The organism is Pseudomonas sp. N-137, from assembly GCF_034555295.1.
GTDB classification, from domain to species: Bacteria; Pseudomonadota; Gammaproteobacteria; order Pseudomonadales; family Pseudomonadaceae; genus Aquipseudomonas; species Aquipseudomonas rhizophila.
The window spans coordinates 70,387-92,740 of the sequence record NZ_JAXUDQ010000031.1; the positions used below are offsets into that span (position 1 = coordinate 70,387).

Sequence of the window (22,354 nt, forward strand, 5' to 3'; positions counted from 1 at the left end):
ATCCAGCCATAAAACCGCTGCCCTGGCATGTTGTCGTGACTCAAACCTGCGCCTAAAAAAAGCTATTTGATAGCTAATGGAGCCACATCAATGGAAGTTGAATTTCGTCCGGCGTTGCCCACGGATACACGGGAGATCGCTCGTCTGTTCCGGATTTCCTCAGAGGGCGCGTCGGATTACATCTGGAGCCAGCTGGCGGAGCCCGGGCAGGATCTGCTGGAGGTAGGGGCTGCTCGCTATGCCCGTGAGGATGTCGATTTTTCCTACCAGAACTGCCTTATTGCAGAAGCCGGCGGACAGGTCATCGGCATGATGCATTGTTACGTGACGCGTGAGGATCCGCTGGCGACTCCCGTCACTGATCCGATCCTGGCGCCCTACGCCGACATGGAAGTCCCCGATACCCTCTATATATCGAGCCTGGCCCTGCATGAAGGGTGGCGTAACAAGGGGCTCGGCGTGCGCTTTCTCGAGCGAGCGCAACAACGTGCCGATCAACTGGCGCTCAAAGGCCTCAGTTTGATCGACTACGCAGCGAACACCGGCGCCCGGCGCTTTTATGAGCGCCACGGTTTTGGCATCGTCAAAACCTGCCAGGTCGTCCCGCATCCGCTGATTCGGGTGACGGGGGAGGCGTATTTGATGCATCGGCCTTAACCATTACGGCGGGTTGTTCTGGAGCCAATAGCCCTCTGTGGGAGCGAGCTTGCTCGCGATAGCGGTCTGTCAGGTAACGATGAGGGTGACGGCTAGTCGGTCATCGCGAGCAAGCTCGCTCCCACAGGGGTTATGTGTTTACCCACAATCCCTGTGCGCGGCTCTGTGGATAACCTGTTCGCCCCTCGCCACACCCCACGCAGATCAAGCTCCCCAAGCCTGCGCTTAAAAAACAACCAGCCTAACTCACGGTTTTTCCTCGATTTTGTTTGTGAATAAGCGTGAGCGCAGGACGCTACTTGCCCCCAATCTCTGTTGGCGCTTCTGTGGATAAGATGTTCGCTACCCTCTACAAGCCATACGGAACGGGGCTTTCATGGGGTTGATCATAAAATGATCAATCCATCATTTTTATCCGGAAAATTCCGCTAAAACCTCGATTTACCGGCCATAGTCGCGGTTTTCCACAGAACCGTCAGAATTACCCCCAAACACTGTTGGCGCTTCTGTGGATAAGGTGTTCGCTCTCCTCCAGAAGCCAGGCTAGACAAGGCTTTCAGGTGGCTGATCAGTTTTTGACCTATATGGAAAGGAAACGCTCTTTGTTCATAAGTCACGGTTTTTCTTTAGCTTTTACTTAAAAAAATCAGTCGCAATGAGGCACTTGTCCCCATTAGCTGTGGGTGGACATGTGGATAACTTGTTTGCGAAAGCGTAAGAGCCACGGCGGGTATAGGCCCAGACGCTATAGATCAAATTTCATACAGTTCTAAGGATCCACCTTGACGTGGCCCTGGCAGCTGTCTTCACTCATGGCACAAGGACACCGCCACTTTATCCACATCTGGTTCAGGGAGAACGCATGATGGATAGCAAGCCCCCCTGCTGGTACCCGATCTCGGCTGCGACCTGTACTCCGACCTGTACTCCGACCCCTCCCACCCGGTTACCCAAACGCAGACGTCGTCGTGCCACCAATCAGCGTGCGCGTCTATAGCGCCTCGTTGAGCCCTGAGTTTCCCCTGTAACACCGTTGACTGCCGCTCCAACCCGTACGGGATAGTGGCCAGGCGTTCGTGCGCCTGTCGATTTGCAGGCAACCGCAGAGTTGCCCCATCTGCCTGAGAGGACTTGAACATGACCCGGATCTCGACCCCCATTAGCGAAATCAAGGAGCATTACGACGTTATCGTCATTGGTTCCGGCTACGGCGGTGGCATTGCTGCGTCACGCCTGTCCCGGGCTGGGCGCAAGGTTTGTCTGCTGGAGCGGGGCCGGGAGATCCAGCCCGGCGAATACCCCAACACCATGCTTGCGGCCACCGAAGAGTTGCAGGTGCATGACCCGGACGGTCACATCGGGTCGCGCACCGGACTGTTCGACCTGCACGTCAACGCCCAGCAGAACGTGGTGGTCGGTTGCGGCCTGGGCGGCACTTCGCTGATCAACGCCAACGTTTCGCTGGAGCCGGAGCCCGGTGTGTTCGAGGACTCGCGCTGGCCGCAGGCGGTGCGTGACCATTGCGATACGCTGCTCAAGGACGGTTATGCGCGGGCTCGGGAAATGCTCAAGCCCAACCCCTACCCAGATGCGGCGCCGAACCTGCCCAAGCTCGACGCCAACCGCAAGTCGGCGAGTTATCTCAAGCAGGACGCACATTTCTACAAACCGCCCATCAACGTGACATTCGACAAGTTGCCCAACAATCTGAACCATGTCGGCGTCGAGCAGTTGCCGTGCAACGGCTGTGGGGATTGCGTCTCTGGCTGTAACAACAAGGCCAAGAACACCACGCTGATGAATTACCTGCCGGATGCCTGGAACCATGGTGCGGAGATTTTCTGTCAGGCCCAGGTGCGGCACCTGGAGCGCGACGGCGACGGCTGGATCGTGCATTTCCAGTACCTGGACAGCGGTCGCGAGTTGTTCTCGGCGCCAACCCTGTTCGTGCGCGCCGACATCGTGGTGGTGTCCGCCGGCACCCTGGGCTCTACCGAGATCATGCTGCGTTCCCGGGACAAAGGCCTGTCGATGTCCAGTCAACTGGGCGAGAACATGAGCGGCAACGGCGACATCCTCGGGTTTGGCCACAACTGCGACCAGACCATCAACGGTATCGGTTTCGGCGCCCACTCGGCCAAGGAGCTGGAGCCGGTGGGACCGTGCATCACCTCGATCATCGACATGCGTACCGAGGGTGACTGGCGCAGCCGCATGGTCATCGAGGAAGGCTCGATCCCCGGCGCACTCGGTCGGCCCATGGTGCCGAGCATGGCGGCGTTCGCCGGGATGATCGGCGTGCCCACCGACACGGGCCTGGGTGCCAGCCTCAAGTACAAGGCCCGGGAAGCCGAGAGCTTTCTGCGCGGCCCGTACTACGGCGCGCTGCATAACATGCAGACGTACCTGATCATGAGTCACGACAACGGCAAAGGGCGCATGGTGCTCGACAACAAGGACCAGCTGCGCATCGACTGGCCCGGCGTCGGCGAGCAGGAAAACGTGACCCTGGGCAATGAGCGTTTGCACCAGAGCACCAAGGCGTTGGGCGGGATCTGGGTCGAGAATCCGATCTGGACCAAGCTGCTCAAGCACAGCATCGTTTCGGTCCATCCCTTGGGCGGCTGCGTGATGGGGGAAGACGCGACGCAAGGCGTGGTCAACCACAAGGGCCAGGTATTCAGTGGTGCCAGCGGGACGGATGTCTATCCCGGTCTGTACGTGACGGACGGTGCGGTGATCCCGACTTCCCTGGCGGTGAACCCGTTGTTGACCATCTCGGCGGTGAGCGAGCGCAACATGGGGCTGCTGGCGGCCGATCGTGGCTGGATCATCGACTACACCCTGCCTTCGGCCCCGCGCAAACCGGTGGCGGCGCCGACCCTTGGCGTGCAGTTCACTGAAACCATGAAGGGCTACTTTTCCACAGCCTTCACCCAGCCTCAGGGCACTGATCTTTCGCTTTACGAAGCCGCGGCCAAGCGCGGCAAAGCCGATAACTCGCCCATCGAATTCACCCTGACCATCACCGCCGCCGACCTCAATCGCCTGATCAAGGAACCGGAACACGCCGCCACCCTGGTGGGTACGCTGGATGCGCCGATGCTTTCGCCCAAGCCGCTGGTCGCCAGCAACGGAGTATTCAACCTGTTCGAGCAATACCAGGAACAGGTGGATGTGCGGCACATGAACTACGACATGAAACTGACCGCCGAGGATGGCAGCGATTATTACTTCAGCGCCTTCAAGACCGTGCCCGAGGACAACGGGGTGCTGAACATCTGGCATGACACCAGCACGCTCTATGTCACGCTGTATCGCGGGCCGGACAAGAGCGGCGAGGTCATCGGCTCGGGGGTGATGCACATTCTGCCGGCCGACTTCGCCAAGCAGATGACCACCATGAAAGTGCTCAACGCACGTAACGAGCGTGAGCGAGTGGAAGCGTTGGCCCGCTTCGGCAAGTTCTTCGCCGGCATTTTGTGGGAGAGCTACGGCGGGGTGTTCGCTGGCGATGTGTACTTCAATCCGGACGCGCCGCCTCGCAGCAAGCGGCCGCTGGACGCACCGGCGCCGACCGTGCATTTCTTCCAGACCGAGGACAACGTCGAGCTACGCCTGACTCGCTATCAAGCGGGCAGCAAAGGCCCGGTGATGCTGGTGCATGGCCTGGGGGTGGGGTCGAATATTTTCTCCACCGACACCATCCAGACCAACTTGCTGGAGTACCTGTGCAAGCACGAGTACGACGTCTGGTTGCTGGACTTGCGGGTGAGCATCCTGCTGCCGGCCAGCAAGCATGAATGGAACGGCGACCAGGTGGCCCAGTACGACTTCAAGGCTGCTATCGAGCAGATCCAGCAGGCCACGCTGGCCCGTGACGTGCAGTGCGTGGTGCATTGCTACGGTGCGACGACGTTCTTCATGTCGATGCTGGCGGGGCTGCAAGGGGTTCGCTCGGTGGTCTGCTCACAGATTGCCGCCGACACGGTGGTCGCCACCGCCACCGGACTGAAGGCCGGTTTGCATTTGCCAGGGATGCTCGATGCCATCGGCATCAAGTCCCTCACGGCCTACGCCGACACCAAGGAAAGCTGGTTCAACAAACTCTACGACAAGGCCCTCAACGGTTATGCCCGGATCGAGGCCCAAGGCTATTGCACCAACCCGGTCTGCCACCGCATCACGTTCATGTATGCGTCGCTGTACCGCCACGACACCCTCAACGAAACCCTGCACGACAACCTGCATGAATTGTTCGGTGAGTCGAACATCCAGACCTTCGAGCACCTGGCGCTGATCGTGCGCAAGGGGCACCTGGTGGACTTCAAGGGCAACGACGTCTACATGCCGCATTTCGATCGGTTGAAATTGCCGATCTGCTTCATCAGCGGCGCCGAGAACCAGTGCTACCTCCCTCAAAGCACCCTCAAGACGTACGAGCGACTGTGCGATATGCACGGCCCGCAACTGTTCAGCCGTCACGAAGTGCCGGGCTACGGCCACATCGACTGCATTTTTGGCAAGGATGCGGTGGTGGATGTGTACCCGATCATCCTTGAACACCTGGAGAAGACGGCGCTCGGTTGACGCAAGACCGAGTCGACTGCATCGCGAGCAAGCTCGCTCCCACAGGGGGCTATGCGCCGCTGAATTCGTGCACGCCACATATCCAGTGTGGGAGCGAGCTTGCTCGCGATGGCGGTCGCCAGAGCGCCGCATCTCGAGGGTCAAGAATAAGGAAAAGGATGCCATGAACACTTACATCCGTTGGTTCCAACGCATCATCTGGGTGGGCATTGTGATGAACATGGTCTTCGCGATTCCGGCGCTGTTCGCGCCGGCGTTGCTGACGTCCATGCTCGGCCTGCCGCCCGTGCTGTCCGATCCCTGGCTGGAAAACACCGGCATGTTGCTGGTGGGGATCAGCCTGTTCTACATGCCCTCGGGGTTCAACGCGCCGCGTTTCGTGGTGCATTCGTGGTTGTGCGTGCTGTCGCGGCTGGTGGCGGTGGTGTTCTGGATCTACCTGATCAACACTAACAACCAGGGTCAGTTGTTCGTGCCGATGTTGATGGGCGACTTGAGCATGTTCCTGATTCTGGGCGTGCTGCTGTACCTGGGCAGCCCGGTGGCCCATCGTCCACTGGCCTTGCTCTGCGCCGGTTGGCGGGAGTGGCGCGCCGGCTGGGCGCGGCGCTGGCACAGTCATGGTTTCAAGGTCGGCACGCTGGTGGTGGTATTGCTGCTGGGTTTCATCGGCTACCAGACCTGGTACCAGATGATACGAGAGGTGCCCCAGCCAGACTTCGCTTCCGACGAGGACCACTACAAATACGCCGCCATCGGCCTGGGCATCGAAGCGCGGATCCCTTATTACCTGTTCGCCGTGCTGCCGCAGATGTGCCCGGAAAAACTGCCCAAGCCCGGCGGTTACGAGGTGTTCGGGTTTCTCTACGAGAACGGCAACGACCTGCCGATCGGCATGGCCAAGCGGCAACTGGGCTACCCCACCGTGGAGCCGAACTGCGCGCTGTGCCACACCGGCTCGTACCGGGCCAATGCCAGTGACGTAGCGGTTCCGGTCGCCAGCGCGCCGGCCAACACCCTGCAACTGCAGGCCTTCCAGTGGTTTGCCTACGATTGTGCCAGCGACCCGAAATTCACCCCAGATGCGGTCATGGCGGCGATCAACAGCAAGTTCCAGCTGGGCTTTTTCGAAAAACTGTACAACCGTTACCTGATCATCCCGATGGCCAAGAGTGGGCTACTCAAGCAGAAGCAGGCCTACGCCTGGCAGAAACTGCGCCCGGCCCAAGGTCCGGGGCGGACCGATACCTTCAACCCGACCAAAATGGTGGTGTTCGGCTTCCCGGATGACTCCACCATCGGCACCGTGGACTTGCCGCAGGTCTGGAACCAGAAACCCCGTGAGTCGATGTATCTGCATTGGGACGGCAATAACAACAAGATTCACGAACGCAACTACGCGGCGGCCATGGCCGTGGGCGCGACACCGCAATCGGTGCTGCCGCCGAGTTTCAACCGGGTGACCAATTGGCTGCTGGGCCACAAGGCGCCGGCGTGGCCGTTCGCCCTGGACCAGGCGAAAGTCGCCCAGGGCAAACCGATCTGGGAGCAGAACTGTGCCGCTTGCCACGACTTCGGCCGTGCCGACACAGGACAGGTCACTACCAACATCGACCAGTTGGGCACCGATCCCCATCGCCTGAACTCCTTCACCGTCGGGCTGGTGACGGCGTTCCACGGCTTCAAGAAACCGCCGTTCGACTTCGGCGCGTACCGCAAGACCCAGAGCTACAGCAACACCCCCACCGACGGCATCTGGCTAAGGGCGCCGTACCTGCACAACGGCTCGGTGCCGACCCTGTGGGACTTGTTGCAACCGCCCGAGTTGCGGCCGCAAGTGTTCTACACCGGCTCCGATATCTACGACCAGGAGAAGGTCGGCTTCATCACCAGCGGCGCGCAGATGAAGGCGTCGGCGGATTTCAAATACGACACCCGCCTGGAAGGCAACCACAACGGCGGCCACCTGTATGGCACGCAGTTGTCGGATGTCGACAAACGGGCCCTGATCGAATTCATGAAAACCCTGTAGCCCAGGGCACTGCGAAGGAGCGTTCACATGTCATTACTGCACCATTGGGAACATGAGTTCGACAAGGTCAAAGTCCGCCTGCACGGGTTGGTCACGCGGCTGGAGATGTCCTGGAAAAAACTCGTCAACGACCTGGAGCCCGAAGAGTTCGAGGCCATCGTCAAGCTGCTCCAGCGTGGCCACGATCAGGCCCGGCACGTCATCGATCACGGCGACCTGCCGGATGACGAACCGGCCGTGCCGTGGGAGCTGGCCCACGGTCTTTCGATCCTGAAGATTGGCAATGCCAGCGCCTTGCCGCAAACCGAGGACGAGCTGCCGACCCGCGTGCTCAAGGACGGCACCTTGCTCGGTTGCCGCAAATGGGAGTTGCTCGACCTGTTGTGGAGTGAGGCGTTGCTCAAGTGGATCGAGAACCTGCGCCATCACGCGCCGTTCGCCACTAACCCGGCACTGGTGAAAATGGACAGCGACGTGGTGTTGGCGATTGCCGGCGACTGGGGCACCGGACCGTTCGACAGTCATGCTCCGGCCGTGGCTGTCGCCAATCAGATGCAACTGGCCGAGGCCGACTTCACCATCCATCTGGGCGATGTGTATTACGCCGGCACCCATTCCCAGGAGGACGTCGACATGGTCGGCTGGCCCCAGGGCAAGCACGGCTCGTTCACGCTCAATTCCAACCACGAGATGTACAGCGGCGCCCACGGTTATTTCAAGGAGCTGGCCAAGCGTTTCCCGGTGCAACAGGGCACCAGTTACTTTGCCCTGTACAACGACGATTGGCTGGTGGTCGGCCTCGACAGTGCCTACGCCTCGGACGCGATGAATCTGTACATGGATGGCACCCTCAACGCGCAACAGATCGACTGGATGAAAAGCCTGCCCAAGCGCAAAAAGCTGATGGTGCTCAGCCATCACCAGGGCTTCGATATTTCCGGGCACCACAAGACCGCGCTTTACCAACCGGTCTGCGATGCCCTGGGGCGTGAGCCGGACTACTGGTATTGGGGGCATCTGCACAATGGCATCTGCTACGCGCCCCAAGGCGGGCTACACGCACGCTGTGCCGGGCACGGAGCGATTCCCTACGGCACCACCAGCGAGTTGAACGGACATGCCGGGGTGATGTGGTCGGAAACGCAACTGGCGGGGGATGAGGCGTACCCGGAACGGGTGTTGAACGGGTATGTGAAGGTGCGGCTGGTGGGGGAGGAGATTGTCGAGACGTTTTATGGGGAGGATGGGTCGGTGCGGTGGTCTTCACAGTAATCGGGTGAATGTGAGGCCGCTATCGCGAGCAGGCTCGCTCCCACATTTGATCTTCGGTGCGCCAAAGATCCTTTGTGGGAGCGAGCCTGCTCGCGATGCTTTTGCTGTCAGCCCTGGACCGGAACGCCCTTGAGGTACGGCGCAGGTTCCGCCCCCAGGTTGTTGAGCATGCGCTCGCTGTACCAGTCGACGAAGTTCACCACGCCGAACTCATAAGTCTTGGAGTACGGGCCTGGCTGGTAGGCGGTGGAGTTGATGCCGCGCTGGTTTTCTTCGGCCAGGCGACGGTCCTGGTCGTTGGTGGCGTCCCAGACCTGGCGCATGCGTGCCACGTCGTAGTCCACGCCTTCGACCGCGTCCTTGTGTACGATCCACTTGGTGGTGACCATGGTCTCCTGGGCGCTGATCGGCCACACAGTGAACACGATGATGTGGTCGCCCATGCAGTGGTTCCACGAGTGGGGCAGGTGCAGGATACGCATCGAGCCCAGGTCCGGGTTCTTGATGCGGCCCATCAGTTTGGCGCAGCCCTGCTTGCCGTCCATGGTCATCGACACGGTGCCCTTGAGCAGCGGCATGCGCACGATACGGTTGCGCAGGCCGAAACTGGCGTGGGCGTAAGGGATTTTCTCGGCTTCCCAGGCTGCGGCGGAGGCCGCTACATGGTCCTTGAATGCCTGGTCGGCCCGTGGGTCGGTGACGTCGTCCCATTCCAGCAGGGTCTTGAGCAGTTCCGGGTGCGCGCCGCCGCAGTGGTAGCACTCACGGTTGTTTTCCAGCACCAGCTTCCAGTTGGCTTTTTCCATCAAGGTGGTTTGCACCGCCACCTTGGTGTTTTCCATGTCATAGGGTTCCATGTAATGGGTCAAGGTCGCCAGGAAGTCGTCGATGGCCGGTGGGTTCTCCGCCAGGCTGATGAAGATGTAGCCACCGGCGGTCTTCACGTTCACTGGCTTCAAGCCGTACTGGTTCATGTCGAAATCGGCGCCCATTTCGGTGCCGGCGAACAATAGGCGACCGTCCAGCTCGTAGGTCCACTGGTGGTAATGGCAGACCAGCTTGGCGACCTTGCCCTTGTCGCTGGTGCACAGCCGCGAGCCCCGGTGCCGGCAGACGTTGTGGAACGCATGCACCACGCCGTCGGCGCCGCGAATCACGATGATCGGGTTCTTGCCAACCTGCAGGGTCAGGTAGTTGCCCTTGGTCGGAATTTCGCAGGTCATGCCGGCGATCAACCATTCCTTCTGGAAGATTTCCTGCATGTCGATATCAAACAGGCGCTCATCGGAGTAGAACGGCTGCGGCAGCGAGAAAGTGCGCTCGCGTTCCTGCAGCATTTGCGCGGTGGCCTTGCGTGCGGGTTCCAGCGGATCGCCCAGGCTCAGGGTTGCGGTGACGTCCATCGTTTTATCCTCATGGCCCTCTACGTGGCCGGCGAAAGTGGCTAATCAAATGTGCTACGCAAGGCAGAAAATATTATTTATCTGTTGGGGCGAGTGTGGGGCCGCGCAGGGGGCGAACCTTATCCATGGGCGACATGGCCCAATCTGTTCCCGACGCGCAAGGTCCGGTCGTTGGGGGCTGGTCGCGGTAAGCATGTGAATGTCGCAGATAGGTAAATGGGCGATTCGCGCTATACGCAGAATCGCCTCATAAGAGGCCGACAGTCGGCCGTGGAGATCAGCATGTCCAACAGCTTCCTGAACCCGGTAACCACACAGACCTGGGCCAATGGTCGTCACATTGTCCGTTGCGTCAAAGTCATCCAGGAAACCTGGGATGTGCGCACCTTTTGTTTCATGGCTGATCAGCCGATTCTGTTCTTTTTCAAGCCGGGGCAATTCGTCACCCTGGAGCTTGAAATCGAAGGTCAGCCGATCATGCGCTCCTACACCATCTCCAGCTCGCCGTCGGTGCCCTACAGTTTTTCGGTGACCATCAAGCGCGTACCGGGGGGCAAGGTTTCCAACTGGCTGCACGACACCCTGCACGAAGGCCAGGAGCTGGCGGTGCACGGGCCGGTCGGCCTGTTCAATGCCATCGACTTCTCCAACCCCAAGGTGCTTTACCTCAGTGGCGGTGTCGGCATCACGCCGGTGATGTCCATGGCGCGCTGGTACTACGACACCAATGCCAACGTCGACATGGTGTTTATCCACAGCGCCCGCTCGCCCAAGGACATCATCTATCACCGCGAGCTGGAACACATGGCGTCGCGGATCGATAACTTCAACCTGCACCTGATCTGCGAAAAACATGGGCTGGGCGAGCCTTGGGCCGGGTATCGCGGCTATCTGAACCACAAGATGCTGGAGCTGATGGCGCCGGACTTCCTGGAGCGCGAAGTGTTTTGCTGTGGCCCGACGCCCTACATGAACGCGGTCAAGCGCCTGCTGGAAGCCGCTGGCTTCGACATGACGCGTTACCACGAGGAGTCCTTCGGCGCCACGCCACCGGAAGCCCGCGCCGACGCGGTGGAACAGGCCGAACAGGCTGCGGACGCCCCGGAAGTCGATGTGGCGGACCTACATCTGGTGGAGTTCACCGCCTCTGGCAAGAGTATTCGCGTGGGGCCGGGAGAAACCGTCCACGCCGCCGCCGCCAAGCTCGGCATGATGATTCCCAAGGCCTGCGGTATGGGCATCTGCGGCACCTGCAAGGTTTTGAAACTGGGCGGGGAAGTGGAGATGGATCACAACGGCGGTATCACCGAAGACGACGAGGCCGAAGGTTACATCCTGTCGTGCTGCAGCGTGCCGAAGGGGGATGTGCGGATCGAGTTCTGACACATGCTCGGCGCAAGGGGAGCGCGGAGCGTCCCGGGCTGCATTCCCACGCAGAGCGTGAGGAACGATCGATTTCACAGCCATCGCGACCTGATCATTCCCACGCTCCTGCGTGGGAATGCAACCAGGGACGCTTTGCGTCCCAGCTTCGTCGCAGTCTGCTGTCTATGGGCTAATACCACCGCTGAATCTCAATCAACCCTTCCATTCCCGCATAATTACGCGCACTGGAATAGCGCCAATGTTCCGGTAATTCCACATATCCACGTTTCACCGGGTTGAAATGGATGTAGTCCAGCTTCTGGCGCATTACCGTTTCGCTATAAATCTGCTCCGCGTGTGAGCCTTCTTGCCAGAGCTGATAAACCCTGTCCTGCTTATGGGCTCGTTTGCTGAACCGCAGGCGTTGCAAAGCTCGCTCAGCGCCTTTGCTTTGCAGGTCGTCGATAATCTGGCGTGCCGTAAAGGATTTGAACTGACGCAGACACTTGCTCAGGTTCGGAGCCTGGGCAACGAAATGCAGATGGTTTTCCAGAACGACATAGCCGAACAGTTGCAAATTCTGATGGGTTTGCTGATAGCGCCAGCATCCGAGCAAGTGATCGACGAGGTAGGGGCGAATGAACAGCGGCAGCCATTCCATCAATGTGCAGGTGAGAAAGTGGGGCTTGTCGGGTTCGGTGATGGCGTAGCGGCTCCGGCCCATGGGATGCATTCCTTTGCTGCGGGGAATGACCATGTTGCAGTCTTCGAGACGTTTGGCGATAGACGAAGAGGGCACGAGGCGGGTGGGAATAGTCCGCACACCCTCGATGATCATTCCCACGCTCCTGCGTGGGAATGCAGCCAGGGACGCTCTGCGTCCCCAAGAGCCGAACGCGGAGCGTCCGTAGAGGCGTTCCCACGCAGAGCGTGGGAACGATCATCATGTCAGTCGTTGCCTCAGGCGCTCATCACTTCCCGAATATCCACCGCCAATTCCCGCACTCGCGCTTCTTCGGTGTCCCACGAGCACATGAACCGCGCGCCGCCCTTGCCGATGAAGGTGTAGAAGCGCCAGCCCTTGGCGGTCAGCGCGGCGATGGCCGGTTCCGAGAGTTGCAGGAATACGCCGTTGGCCTGGACCGGGAACATGAGTTCCACGCCTGGGATGTCGCTCACCAGTTGCGCCAGCAGTTGGGCGCAGTGGTTGGCGTGCCGGGCGTGCTTGAGCCAGGCGTCGTTTTGCAGCAGGCCGACCCAGGGCGCCGAGAGAAAGCGCATCTTCGAGGCCAACTGCCCGGCCTGTTTGCAGCGATAGTCGAAGTCTTCTGCCAGGTCGTGGTTGAAGAACAGGATCGCTTCACCCACCGCCATGCCGTTCTTCGTCCCGCCAAAGCACAGCACATCCACCCCGGCTTTCCAGGTCAGGTCTGCCGGTGAGCAGCCGAGGAAGGCGCAGGCGTTGGAGAATCGTGCGCCGTCCATGTGCAGGTTCAGCCCCAGTTCCTTGCAGGTGGCGCTGATGGCGCGGATTTCTTCCGGGGTATAGACGCTGCCAACTTCCGTGGCCTGGGTCAGGGTCACAACGCGGGGCTTGGGGTAGTGGATGTCCTGGCGCTTGAGGGCGATCTCGCGGATCGAGTCCGGGGTCAGCTTGCCATTTTCGGTGCGCGCCACCAGCAGCTTGGAACCATTGGAAAAGAACTCCGGCGCGCCGCATTCGTCGGTTTCGACGTGGGCGGTTTCCGAGCAGATCACGCTGTGGTAACTCTGGCACAGCGAGGACAGCGCCAGGGAGTTGGCCGCGGTGCCGTTGAACGCGAAGAATACTTCGCAGTCGGTTTCGAACAAGGCACGGAAATCATCCGCCGCGCGGTGGGTCCACTCATCATCGCCGTAGGCCCGCTGATGACCCTGGTTGGCTTCTTCCATGGCCGCCCAGGCTTCGGGGCAAATGCCGGAATAGTTGTCGCTGGCGAATTGTTGACTCTTGTCGGTCATGGCCTTGCTCCTGAAATAGAGAGTCCTGGGTAAGAGATCCCTGACAGAATTCCCGGATGGAGAATTCCGTGGTCCGACGTGCTTTGAGTCCGGCACGCGGTGGTCGATAGTGGTGCGCACTTTACCCAAGATTCGCGGGGGAACACACTGGATGTTTCTGTCAGAAACTCACAACACCCTAGGGCGGCTGTACCCATGAACCGACGTGACGGAGCCTTGGACCTGCTCAAGTGGTTGGCTCTGTTGGCGATGGTGCTCGATCATCTGCGATATGTCGGTTACTCCGCCGATTGGTTGTATGTGCCGGGACGTCTGGCGTTTCCCTGGTTCTGCCTGGCGATGGCGGCGAACCTGGCGCGCAACGGGGCCAGTGCGAGCTCATGGCGTTACCTGGGCTGGCTGTTGCTGTTCAGCTCAGTGAGCGAAATTCCTTATCGGTTGTTTATTCCTGTGCCAGCTACCTTGAACGTGCTGCCGACCCTGACCCTCGGGTTGCTGGTGGCGCGTAGTTGGCAAACCCATACGCTGGAAGCGCGTTTGCTGGCGGCGGGGGCGTTGCTGCTGGCGGCGCTGTTTTCCTCGCGGCTGATGTTCGGTTTTTTCGGCGTCCTGCTGCCGCTGGCGATGTTGCTGGTATTTCGCCGGCCCTGGTATTTCGCGTTGTTGCCAGGCTTGGTGTGCCTGGCGGCCAACCAGTGGCGGGTGCTGTATGGCGCGGCCTGGCTGGGGGATGCGGTGGCGATCGGCGGGTTGGTGGCGTGTCTGTTTGCGCCATGGCTTGGGCTGGTGCTTTTGCGACACGCTGGTCGTTTTCATCCGCCGCCCATGCGGCGCTGGGCCTACGGTCTGTATCCCGCGCATTTCCTGCTGTTGCTCGCGGTTCGCCAGATCGCCGCATAGCCCTATGGGAGCAAGGCCTGTGGGATGACACTGGGATAACCCTGTGGGAGCAAGGCTTGCCCGCGATGAAAGCGACGCGGTCTCCCATGGACTGAGGCGCCTGGATCGCGAGCAAGCTTTGCTCCCACAGTGTTATCCCACAAGCCTTGCTCCCATAGGGCTGTTCCACAGGCCTTGTTCTCCGACTCTTTGAACGCATGTCGTAAACGCACCTTTGCGTGGCGTCCATAGGCATTTGACCTGCCTGCGCCGGCCATACCATCGCTTCCAAAGGGCACGACCGAACGGTGGTCAGTGCCTCACCGAGACGAAAGGCGCACCGCCGCCGCTGGGAGAGACGCGATGTTCAGCAAGCAAGACCAGATCCAGGGTTACGACGATGCACTGCTGGCGGCGATGAATGCCGAGGAGCAACGCCAGGAAGATCACATCGAGCTGATCGCGTCAGAGAACTACACCAGCAAACGTGTGATGCAGGCCCAGGGCAGCGGCCTGACCAACAAATACGCCGAAGGTTATCCGGGCAAGCGCTACTACGGTGGCTGCGAGCACGTCGACAAAGTCGAGGCCCTGGCTATCGAGCGCGCCAAGCAGTTGTTCGGTGCCGATTACGCCAACGTCCAGCCGCACTCCGGTTCTTCGGCCAACAGCGCCGTGTACCTGGCCTTGCTACAGGCCGGCGATACCATCCTGGGCATGAGCCTGGCCCACGGCGGTCACCTGACCCACGGTGCCAAGGTGTCGTCTTCGGGCAAGCTCTACAACGCGGTTCAGTACGGCATCGACACCACCACCGGCCTGATCGACTACGACGAAGTCGAGCGCCTGGCGGTCGAGCACAAGCCGAAGATGATCGTCGCCGGCTTCTCGGCCTACTCCAAGACCCTGGATTTCCCACGTTTCCGCCAGATCGCCGACAAGGTCGGTGCCCTGCTGTTCGTCGACATGGCCCACGTCGCCGGTCTGGTCGCTGCCGGTCTGTACCCGAACCCACTGCCTTACGCCGACGTGGTCACCACCACCACTCACAAGACCCTGCGCGGTCCGCGTGGCGGCCTGATCCTGGCCAAGGCCAACGAAGAGATCGAGAAGAAGCTCAACGCTGCGGTATTCCCCGGTGCCCAGGGCGGTCCGCTGATGCACGTCATCGCCGGCAAGGCGGTGTGCTTCAAGGAAGCGGCGGAGCCAGGCTTCAAGGCCTACCAGCAGCAAGTAATCGATAACGCCCAGGCCATGGCTGGCGTGTTCATCAAGCGCGGCTACGATGTAGTGTCCGGCGGCACCGATAACCACCTGTTCCTGGTCAGCCTGATCCGTCAGGGCCTGACCGGCAAGGACGCCGACGCCGCCCTGGGCCGCGCGCACATCACCGTCAACAAGAATGCCGTGCCGAACGACCCGCAATCGCCGTTCGTGACCTCGGGCCTGCGCATCGGCACCCCGGCGGTGACCACGCGCGGCTTCAAGGTCACCCAGTGCGTGACGCTGGCCGGCTGGATCTGCGACATCCTCGACAATCTCGGCGACGCCGATGTCGAGGCCAATGTTGCCCAGCAAGTGGCGGCGCTGTGCGCGGACTTCCCGGTTTATCGCTGAGTCGGTTTTGGAGTAATCACTATGCAACGCTATTCGGGCTTCGGCCTCTTCAAACACTCTCTCAGCCATCATGAAAACTGGCAGCGGATGTGGCGCACGCCGACCCCGAAAAAGGTCTACGACGTGGTCATTGTCGGCGGTGGCGGGCATGGTCTGGCGACCGCCTACTACCTGGCCAAGGAACACGGCATCACCAACGTGGCCGTGGTCGAGAAGGGCTGGCTGGGCGGCGGTAACACCGCGCGCAACACCACCATCGTGCGCTCCAACTACCTGTGGGACGAATCGGCCCACCTGTACGAACATGCGATGAAACTCTGGGAAGGCCTGTCCCAGGACCTGAACTACAACGTGATGTTCTCCCAGCGTGGCGTCTACAACCTGTGCCATACCCTGCAGGACATTCGTGATTCCGAGCGTCGCGTCAGTGCCAACCGCCTCAACGGCGTGGACGGCGAGCTGCTCAACGCCAAACAAGTGGCCGACGAGATTCCGTACCTGGACTGCTCGAAAAACACCCGCTACCCGGTGATGGGCGCCACCGTCCAGCGTCGCGGCGGCGTGGCCCGTCACGATGCCGTGGCCTGGGGCTTTGCCCGGGCGGCGGACGCGTTGGGCGTGGACCTGATCCAGCAGACCGAAGTGATCGGTTTCCGCAAGGAAAACGGCGTGTGCATCGGTGTGGAAACCAACAAGGGCTTCATCGGCGCCAAGCGCGTCGGCGTGGTCACCGCCGGTAACTCCGGACACATGGCCAAGCTCGCGGGGTTCCGCCTGCCGATCGAATCCCACCCGCTGCAAGCGCTGGTGTCCGAGCCGATCAAGCCGATCATCGACAGCGTGATCATGTCCAACGCGGTGCACGGCTACATCAGCCAGTCCGACAAGGGCGACCTGGTGATCGGTGCCGGTATCGACGGCTACAACGGCTACGGCCAGCGTGGCTCGTACCCGGTGATCGAACACACGGTTCAGGCCATCGTCGAGATGTTCCCGGTGTTGTCCCGTGTACGCATGAACCGCCAATGGGGCGGCATCGTCGACACTACGCCGGACGCCTGCCCGATCATTTCCAAGACCCCGGTGCCGAACATGTTCTTCAACTGCGGTTGGGGCACTGGCGGCTTCAAGGCCACCCCGGGCTCGGGCAACGTCTTCGCTGCAAGCCTGGCCAAGGGTGAAATGCACCCGCTGGCCGCGCCGTTTTCCATCGACCGTTTCCACAACGGTGCACTGATCGACGAACACGGCGCTGCTGCCGTCGCCCACTAACAGGAGAAATCCCTATGTTGCACATCTTCTGTCCTCACTGCGGCGAACTGCGCTCCGAAGAGGAATTCCATGCATCCGGCCAGGCGCACATCCCGCGTCCGCTGGATCCGAATGCCTGCACCGACGAGCAGTGGGGCGACTACATGTTCTTCCGTGACAACCCGCGCGGGTTGCACCATGAGCTGTGGGACCACGTCGCCGGCTGCCGCCAGTATTTCAACGTGACCCGTGACACCGTGACCTACGAGATTCTGGAAACCTACAAGATCGGCCAAAAGCCGCAATTCACCGACAAGGCTGACAGTCCGAAAGCGGCCGCGCAGGCTCTGGGAGAGAAGGTATGAGCCAGATCAATCGCCTGTCCAACGGCGGACGGATCGACCGCAACAAAGTGCTGAGCTTCACCTTCAACGGCCAGACCTATAAAGGCTTCGAGGGCGATTCCCTGGCCGCTGCACTGCTGGCCAACGGTGTCGACATCATCGGCCGCAGCTTCAAGTATTCCCGTCCGCGTGGCATCTTTGCCGCCGGCGCCGAAGAGCCGAACGCGGTACTGCAGATCGGCGCCACCGAAGCCACGCAGATCCCTAACGTGCGCGCCACGCAACAGGCGCTGTATCAAGGGTTGGTCGCCACCAGCACCAACGGCTGGCCGAACGTGAACAACGACATGATGGGTATTCTCGGCAAGGTCGGCGGCAAGCTGATGCCGCCGGGCTTCTACTACAAAACCTTCATGTACCCGCAATCGTTCTGGATGACTTACGAAAAGTACATTCGCAAGGCCGCGGGCCTGGGTCGCTCGCCGACCGAGAACGACCCGGACACCTACGACTACATGAACCGTCATTGCGACGTGCTGGTTGTCGGCGCCGGCCCTGCTGGCCTGGCCGCCGCATTGGCCGCGGCCCGCAGCGGTGCGCGGGTGATCCTGGCCGACGAGCAGGAAGAGTTCGGCGGCAGCCTGCTCGATTCCCGCGAGAGCCTGGATGGCAAACCGGCGACCGAATGGGTGGCTGCTGTTGTTGCTGAGCTCAAGTCGATGCCAGATGTGGTGCTGTTGCCGCGCGCCACGGTGAACGGTTACCACGACCATAACTTCCTGACCATCCACGAGCGCCTCACCGACCACCTGGGTGATCGCGCGCCAATCGGCCAGGTCCGCCAGCGCATCAACCGCGTCCGCGCCAAGCGCGTGGTGCTGGCGACTGGTGCCTGCGAACGGCCGCTGGTCTACGGCAACAACGACGTACCGGGCAACATGCTGGCCGGCGCGGTCTCCACCTACGTGCGCCGCTATGGCGTGGCACCGGGCAAGAAACTGGTACTGAGCACCAACAACGACCATGCCTATCGCGTGGCGCTGGACTGGCTCGACGCCAGCCTGCAAGTGGTGGCCATCGCCGACGCCCGCAGCAACCCGCGTGGCGCGCTGGTGGAAGAGGCGCGTGCCAAAGGCATCCGCATCCTCACCGGCAGCGCCGTGATCGAGGCTCGTGGCAGCAAACGCGTCACCGGGGCCCGCATCGCCGCCATTGACGTCAAGGCGCACAAGGTCACCAGTCCCGGCGAATGGCTGGACTGCGACCTGGTGGCCAGCTCCGGCGGCTACAGCCCAGTGGTTCACCTGGCTTCGCACCTGGGCGGCAAGCCGATCTGGCGCGAAGACATCCTTGGTTTCGTACCGGGCGAAGCACCGCAGAAGCGCGTGTGCGTCGGCGGCGTGAATGGCGTCTACAGCCTGGGTGACACCTTGGCCGATGGTTTCGAAGGTGGCGTGCGCGCGGCCAACGAAGCCGGTTTCAAAGCGGTGGAGGGTGTGTTGCCCAAAGCCCTGAGCCGCCAGGAAGAACCGACCCTGGCGCTGTTCCAGGTGCCGCATGAAAAATCCACTGCACGGGCGCCGAAGCAATTCGTCGACCTGCAGAACGACGTCACTGCCGCCGCCATCGAACTCGCCACCCGCGAAGGCTTCGAGTCGGTCGAACACGTCAAGCGCTACACCGCACTGGGCTTTGGTACTGACCAGGGCAAGCTGGGCAACGTCAACGGCCTGGCCATCGCGGCTCGCTCGCTGAACGTGAGCATCCCGCAGATGGGCACCACCATGTTCCGCCCGAACTACACGCCGGTGACCTTCGGCGCGATAGCCGGGCGGCACTGCGGGCACATCTTCGAACCGGTACGCTTCACCGCGCTGCATGCCTGGCATGTGAAAAACGGTGCTGAATTCGAAGACGTCGGCCAGTGGAAGCGCCCTTGGTACTTCCCGAAGAACGGCGAAGACATGCACGCTGCGGTCAAGCGCGAATGCAAAGCCGTGCGCGATAGCGTCGGCCTGCTGGATGCCTCGACTCTGGGCAAGATCGATATCCAGGGCCCGGACGCCCGCGAGTTCCTTAACCGCGTGTACACCAACGCCTGGACCAAGCTCGACGTGGGCAAGGCCCGCTACGGTTTGATGTGCAAGGAAGACGGCATGGTCTTCGACGATGGCGTGACGGCCTGTCTGGCGGACAACCATTTCGTGATGACCACCACCACTGGCGGCGCGGCGCGCGTGCTGCAATGGCTGGAGATCTATCACCAGACCGAATGGCCGGACCTGAAGGTGTACTTCACTTCGGTTACCGACCACTGGGCGACCATGACTCTGTCGGGCCCCAACAGCCGCAAGCTGCTGAGCGAAGTCACCGACATCGACCTGGACAAGGACGCTTTCCCGTTCATGACCTGGAAAGAAGGCCTGGTGGGTGGTGTACCGGCGCGGGTGTTCCGTATCTCGTTCACCGGTGAACTGTCGTACGAAGTCAACGTGCAGGCCGACTACGCCATGGGCGTGCTCGAGCAGATCGTCGAGGCCGGGAAGAAATACAACCTGACCCCGTATGGCACCGAGACCATGCACGTATTGCGGGCCGAGAAGGGCTTCATCATTGTCGGTCAGGACACTGACAGCTCGATGACCCCGGACGACCTGAACATGGGCTGGTGTGTAGGCCGGACCAAACCGTTCTCGTGGATCGGCTGGCGTGGCATGAATCGCGAAGACTGTGTGCGTGAGGACCGCAAGCAACTGGTGGGCCTCAAGCCGATCGACCCGAATGTCTGGCTGCCGGAAGGTGCGCAACTGGTGTTCAACACCAAGCAGGCGATCCCGATGACCATGGTCGGTCATGTGACGTCCAGCTACGCCCACAACTCCCTGGGTTATTCATTTGCCATGGGCGTGGTCAAGGGCGGCCTCAAGCGGATGGGCGAACGCGTGTTCGCGCCACTGGCCGACGGCAGCGTGATCGAGGCAGAGATTGTTTCTTCGGTGTTCTTCGATCCGAAGGGGGATCGGCAGAATATTTGATACCTGATCGTTCCCACGCTCCGCGTGGGAATGCATCCCGGGACGCTCCGCGTCCCAAAAGCGGACGCAGAGCGTCCATGGCGGCATTCCCACGCAGAGCGTGGGAACGATCAATCTACGAGACAGGTGCTCCATATGACCGCAGTCAACGTGTACCAACAACGCCCAACCACCGGGGCCAAGGCCGAGTCGTCGCTGCACCATGCCGACCTCGCCAGCCTGGTGGGCAAGGGTCGCAAGAACGCCGGCGTGACCGTGCGCGAGAAGAAACTCCTGGGCCACTTGACCATCCGTGGCGATGGTCATGACCCTGCGTTCGCTGCTGGCGTGCACAAGGCCCTGGGCCTGGAGCTGCCGGGCGCGCTGACCGTCATCGTCAAGGGCGAAACCAGCCTGCAATGGCTCGGCCCGGACGAGTGGCTGCTGGTGGTGCCCAGTGGCGAAGAATTTGCCGCCGAGAAAAACCTGCGCGAAGCCCTGGGCGATCTGCATATCCAGATCGTCAACGTCAGTGGCGGCCAGCAGATCCTCGAACTGTCCGGCCCGAATGTGCGCGACGTGCTGATGAAATCCACCAGCTATGACGTACACCCAAGCAATTTCCCGGTGGGCAAGGCCGTGGGCACGGTGTTCGCCAAGTCGCAACTGGTGATCCGCCACACGGGCGAAGACACCTGGGAACTGGTGATTCGCCGCAGCTTCTCCGATTACTGGTGGCTGTGGTTGCAGGATGCCGCGGCTGAGTATGGGTTGAGCGTGCAGGCATAACCATGATCGTTCCCACGCTCTGCGTGGGAATGCATCCCGGGACGCTCTGCGTCCCAAAAGCGGACGCAGAGCGTCCATGGCGGCATTCCCACGCAGAGCATGGGAACGATCAGAGGAGTATCACGAATGAGCCGCGCCCCAGACACATGGATCTTGACTGCCGACTGCCCCAGCGTGCTCGGCACGGTGGACGCGGTGACGCGCTTTCTGTTCGAGCAGGGCTGCTACGTCACCGAGCATCATTCCTTCGACGACCGGCTCTCGGCACGTTTTTTCATTCGTGTGGAGTTCCGCCAACCCGACGGTTTTGATGAGCAAAACTTCCGGGCCGGCCTGGCCGAACGTGCGCAAGCCTTTGGCATGATCTTCGAACTGACGCCACCCAACTACCGGCCCAAAGTGGTGATCATGGTCTCCAAGGCCGATCACTGCCTCAACGACTTGCTCTACCGTCAGCGCATCGGCCAGTTGTCCATGGACGTCGTGGCCGTGGTGTCCAACCACCCGGACCTCAAGCCGCTGGCCGACTGGCACCAGATTCCGTACTACCATTTCCCCTTGGACCCGAACGACAAGCCCTCCCAGGAGCGGCAGGTGTGGCAGGTGATCGAAGACACCGGCGCCGAGCTGGTGATTCTCGCCCGCTACATGCAAGTGCTGTCGCCGGAGCTGTGTCGCAAGCTCGACGGCAAGGCGATCAACATCCATCACTCGCTGCTGCCGGGCTTCAAGGGCGCCAAGCCGTATCACCAGGCCTACAACAAAGGCGTGAAACTGGTCGGCGCCACGGCGCACTACATCAACAACGACCTGGACGAAGGCCCGATCATCGCCCAGGGCGTGGAAGTGGTGGACCACAGCCACTATCCCGAAGACCTGATCGCCAAGGGCCGGGACATCGAAGGGCTGACCCTGGCCCGGGCGGTGGGGTATCACATTGAGAAAAGGGTGTTTTTGAACGCCAATCGCACAGTCGTTCTTTAGATTTTTGGGGCCGCTTCGCAGCCCATTCGCGAGCAAGCTCGCTCCCACAGGATCTGCGTCGTTATACAGATTCTGATGACACCCACAATCCACTGTGGGAGCGAGCTTGCTCGCGATGAGGCCCTTACAGACAACAAAGAAACAAGACACAAGCAC

General features: G+C 61.0%; 15 protein-coding genes. 12 read left to right on the top strand and 3 right to left on the bottom strand.

Annotated features, from left to right (window positions below; all coding sequences use genetic code 11):
- Positions 1–90 precede the first annotated feature (90 nt).
- The 4 genes from T3A99_RS25995 to T3A99_RS26010 all read left to right on the top strand — a co-directional run bounded on the left by T3A99_RS25995 (position 91) and on the right by T3A99_RS26010 (position 8,551).
- Positions 91–657: a GNAT family N-acetyltransferase gene (locus T3A99_RS25995; protein ID WP_047230578.1), complete on the top strand. Its 567-nt coding sequence runs from the start codon at positions 91–93 to the stop codon at positions 655–657.
- Between the two features lie 1,137 nt (positions 658–1,794).
- Positions 1,795–5,247, top strand: coding sequence for a GMC oxidoreductase (locus tag T3A99_RS26000; protein WP_047228152.1), 3,453 nt, complete (start codon positions 1,795–1,797; stop codon positions 5,245–5,247).
- A gap of 163 nt (positions 5,248–5,410) precedes the next feature.
- Positions 5,411–7,279, top strand: a complete 1,869-nt coding sequence (locus tag T3A99_RS26005) for a hypothetical protein (RefSeq protein ID WP_047228151.1) — start codon at positions 5,411–5,413, stop codon at positions 7,277–7,279.
- Positions 7,280–7,306: 27 nt separating this feature from the next.
- Positions 7,307–8,551 (top strand): metallophosphoesterase, encoded by a 1,245-nt coding sequence (locus T3A99_RS26010; protein WP_322834950.1) that lies wholly within the window; start codon positions 7,307–7,309, stop codon positions 8,549–8,551.
- Positions 8,552–8,658: 107 nt separating this feature from the next.
- Here T3A99_RS26010 and gbcA read toward each other — a convergent pair whose 3' ends face one another.
- Positions 8,659–9,954, bottom strand: a complete 1,296-nt coding sequence (gbcA, locus tag T3A99_RS26015) for a glycine-betaine demethylase subunit GbcA (RefSeq protein WP_047228149.1) — start codon at positions 9,952–9,954, stop codon at positions 8,659–8,661.
- Between the two features lie 282 nt (positions 9,955–10,236).
- Between gbcA and gbcB the strand changes: the two genes are divergently transcribed.
- Entirely contained in the window at positions 10,237–11,337 is a 1,101-nt protein-coding gene (gene gbcB / locus T3A99_RS26020) for a glycine-betaine demethylase subunit GbcB (RefSeq protein WP_047228148.1), read from the top strand.
- Between the two features lie 172 nt (positions 11,338–11,509).
- On the opposite strand, the gene T3A99_RS26025 is transcribed toward gbcB, so the two are convergent.
- Together T3A99_RS26025 and T3A99_RS26030 are read right to left on the bottom strand one after the other, a co-directional pair.
- Positions 11,510–12,043 carry an REP-associated tyrosine transposase gene (locus T3A99_RS26025; protein WP_047228157.1) on the bottom strand — a complete coding sequence of 178 codons (534 nt, stop codon included), beginning with the start codon at positions 12,041–12,043 and terminating at the stop codon, positions 11,510–11,512.
- A gap of 236 nt (positions 12,044–12,279) precedes the next feature.
- Entirely contained in the window at positions 12,280–13,320 is a 1,041-nt protein-coding gene (locus T3A99_RS26030; protein WP_047228147.1) for a threonine aldolase family protein, read from the bottom strand.
- 195 nt (positions 13,321–13,515) lie between these two features.
- On the opposite strand from T3A99_RS26030, the gene T3A99_RS26035 reads away from it, so the two are divergent.
- The 7 genes from T3A99_RS26035 to purU all read left to right on the top strand — a co-directional run bounded on the left by T3A99_RS26035 (position 13,516) and on the right by purU (position 22,198).
- On the top strand, positions 13,516–14,220 hold the full coding sequence (locus T3A99_RS26035; RefSeq protein ID WP_076383400.1) for a TraX family protein: 705 nt from the start codon (positions 13,516–13,518) through the stop codon (positions 14,218–14,220).
- A 342-nt stretch (positions 14,221–14,562) separates the two neighbouring features.
- Entirely contained in the window at positions 14,563–15,816 is a 1,254-nt protein-coding gene (gene glyA, locus T3A99_RS26040; RefSeq protein ID WP_047228145.1) for a serine hydroxymethyltransferase, read from the top strand.
- A gap of 21 nt (positions 15,817–15,837) precedes the next feature.
- Positions 15,838–17,088: a sarcosine oxidase subunit beta gene (locus T3A99_RS26045; RefSeq protein WP_003177603.1), complete on the top strand. Its 1,251-nt coding sequence runs from the start codon at positions 15,838–15,840 to the stop codon at positions 17,086–17,088.
- Positions 17,089–17,102: 14 nt separating this feature from the next.
- A complete protein-coding gene (locus T3A99_RS26050) occupies positions 17,103–17,432 on the top strand; it encodes a sarcosine oxidase subunit delta (RefSeq protein WP_003206305.1) in 330 nt (109 codons plus the stop codon).
- Positions 17,429–20,446 carry a sarcosine oxidase subunit alpha gene (locus T3A99_RS26055; RefSeq protein ID WP_047228144.1) on the top strand — a complete coding sequence of 1,006 codons (3,018 nt, stop codon included), beginning with the start codon at positions 17,429–17,431 and terminating at the stop codon, positions 20,444–20,446. The genes T3A99_RS26050 and T3A99_RS26055 overlap by 4 nt, the downstream gene beginning before the upstream one ends.
- A 135-nt stretch (positions 20,447–20,581) precedes the next feature.
- The gene (locus T3A99_RS26060; RefSeq protein WP_076383401.1) at positions 20,582–21,214 is read left to right on the top strand and encodes a sarcosine oxidase subunit gamma; all 633 of its coding nucleotides are present in this window, start codon (positions 20,582–20,584) and stop codon (positions 21,212–21,214) included.
- A 126-nt stretch (positions 21,215–21,340) separates the two neighbouring features.
- Complete coding sequence (gene purU / locus T3A99_RS26065; protein ID WP_160893951.1) at positions 21,341–22,198, top strand: formyltetrahydrofolate deformylase; 858 nt, start codon at positions 21,341–21,343, stop codon at positions 22,196–22,198.
- Positions 22,199–22,354: the final 156 nt, after the last annotated feature.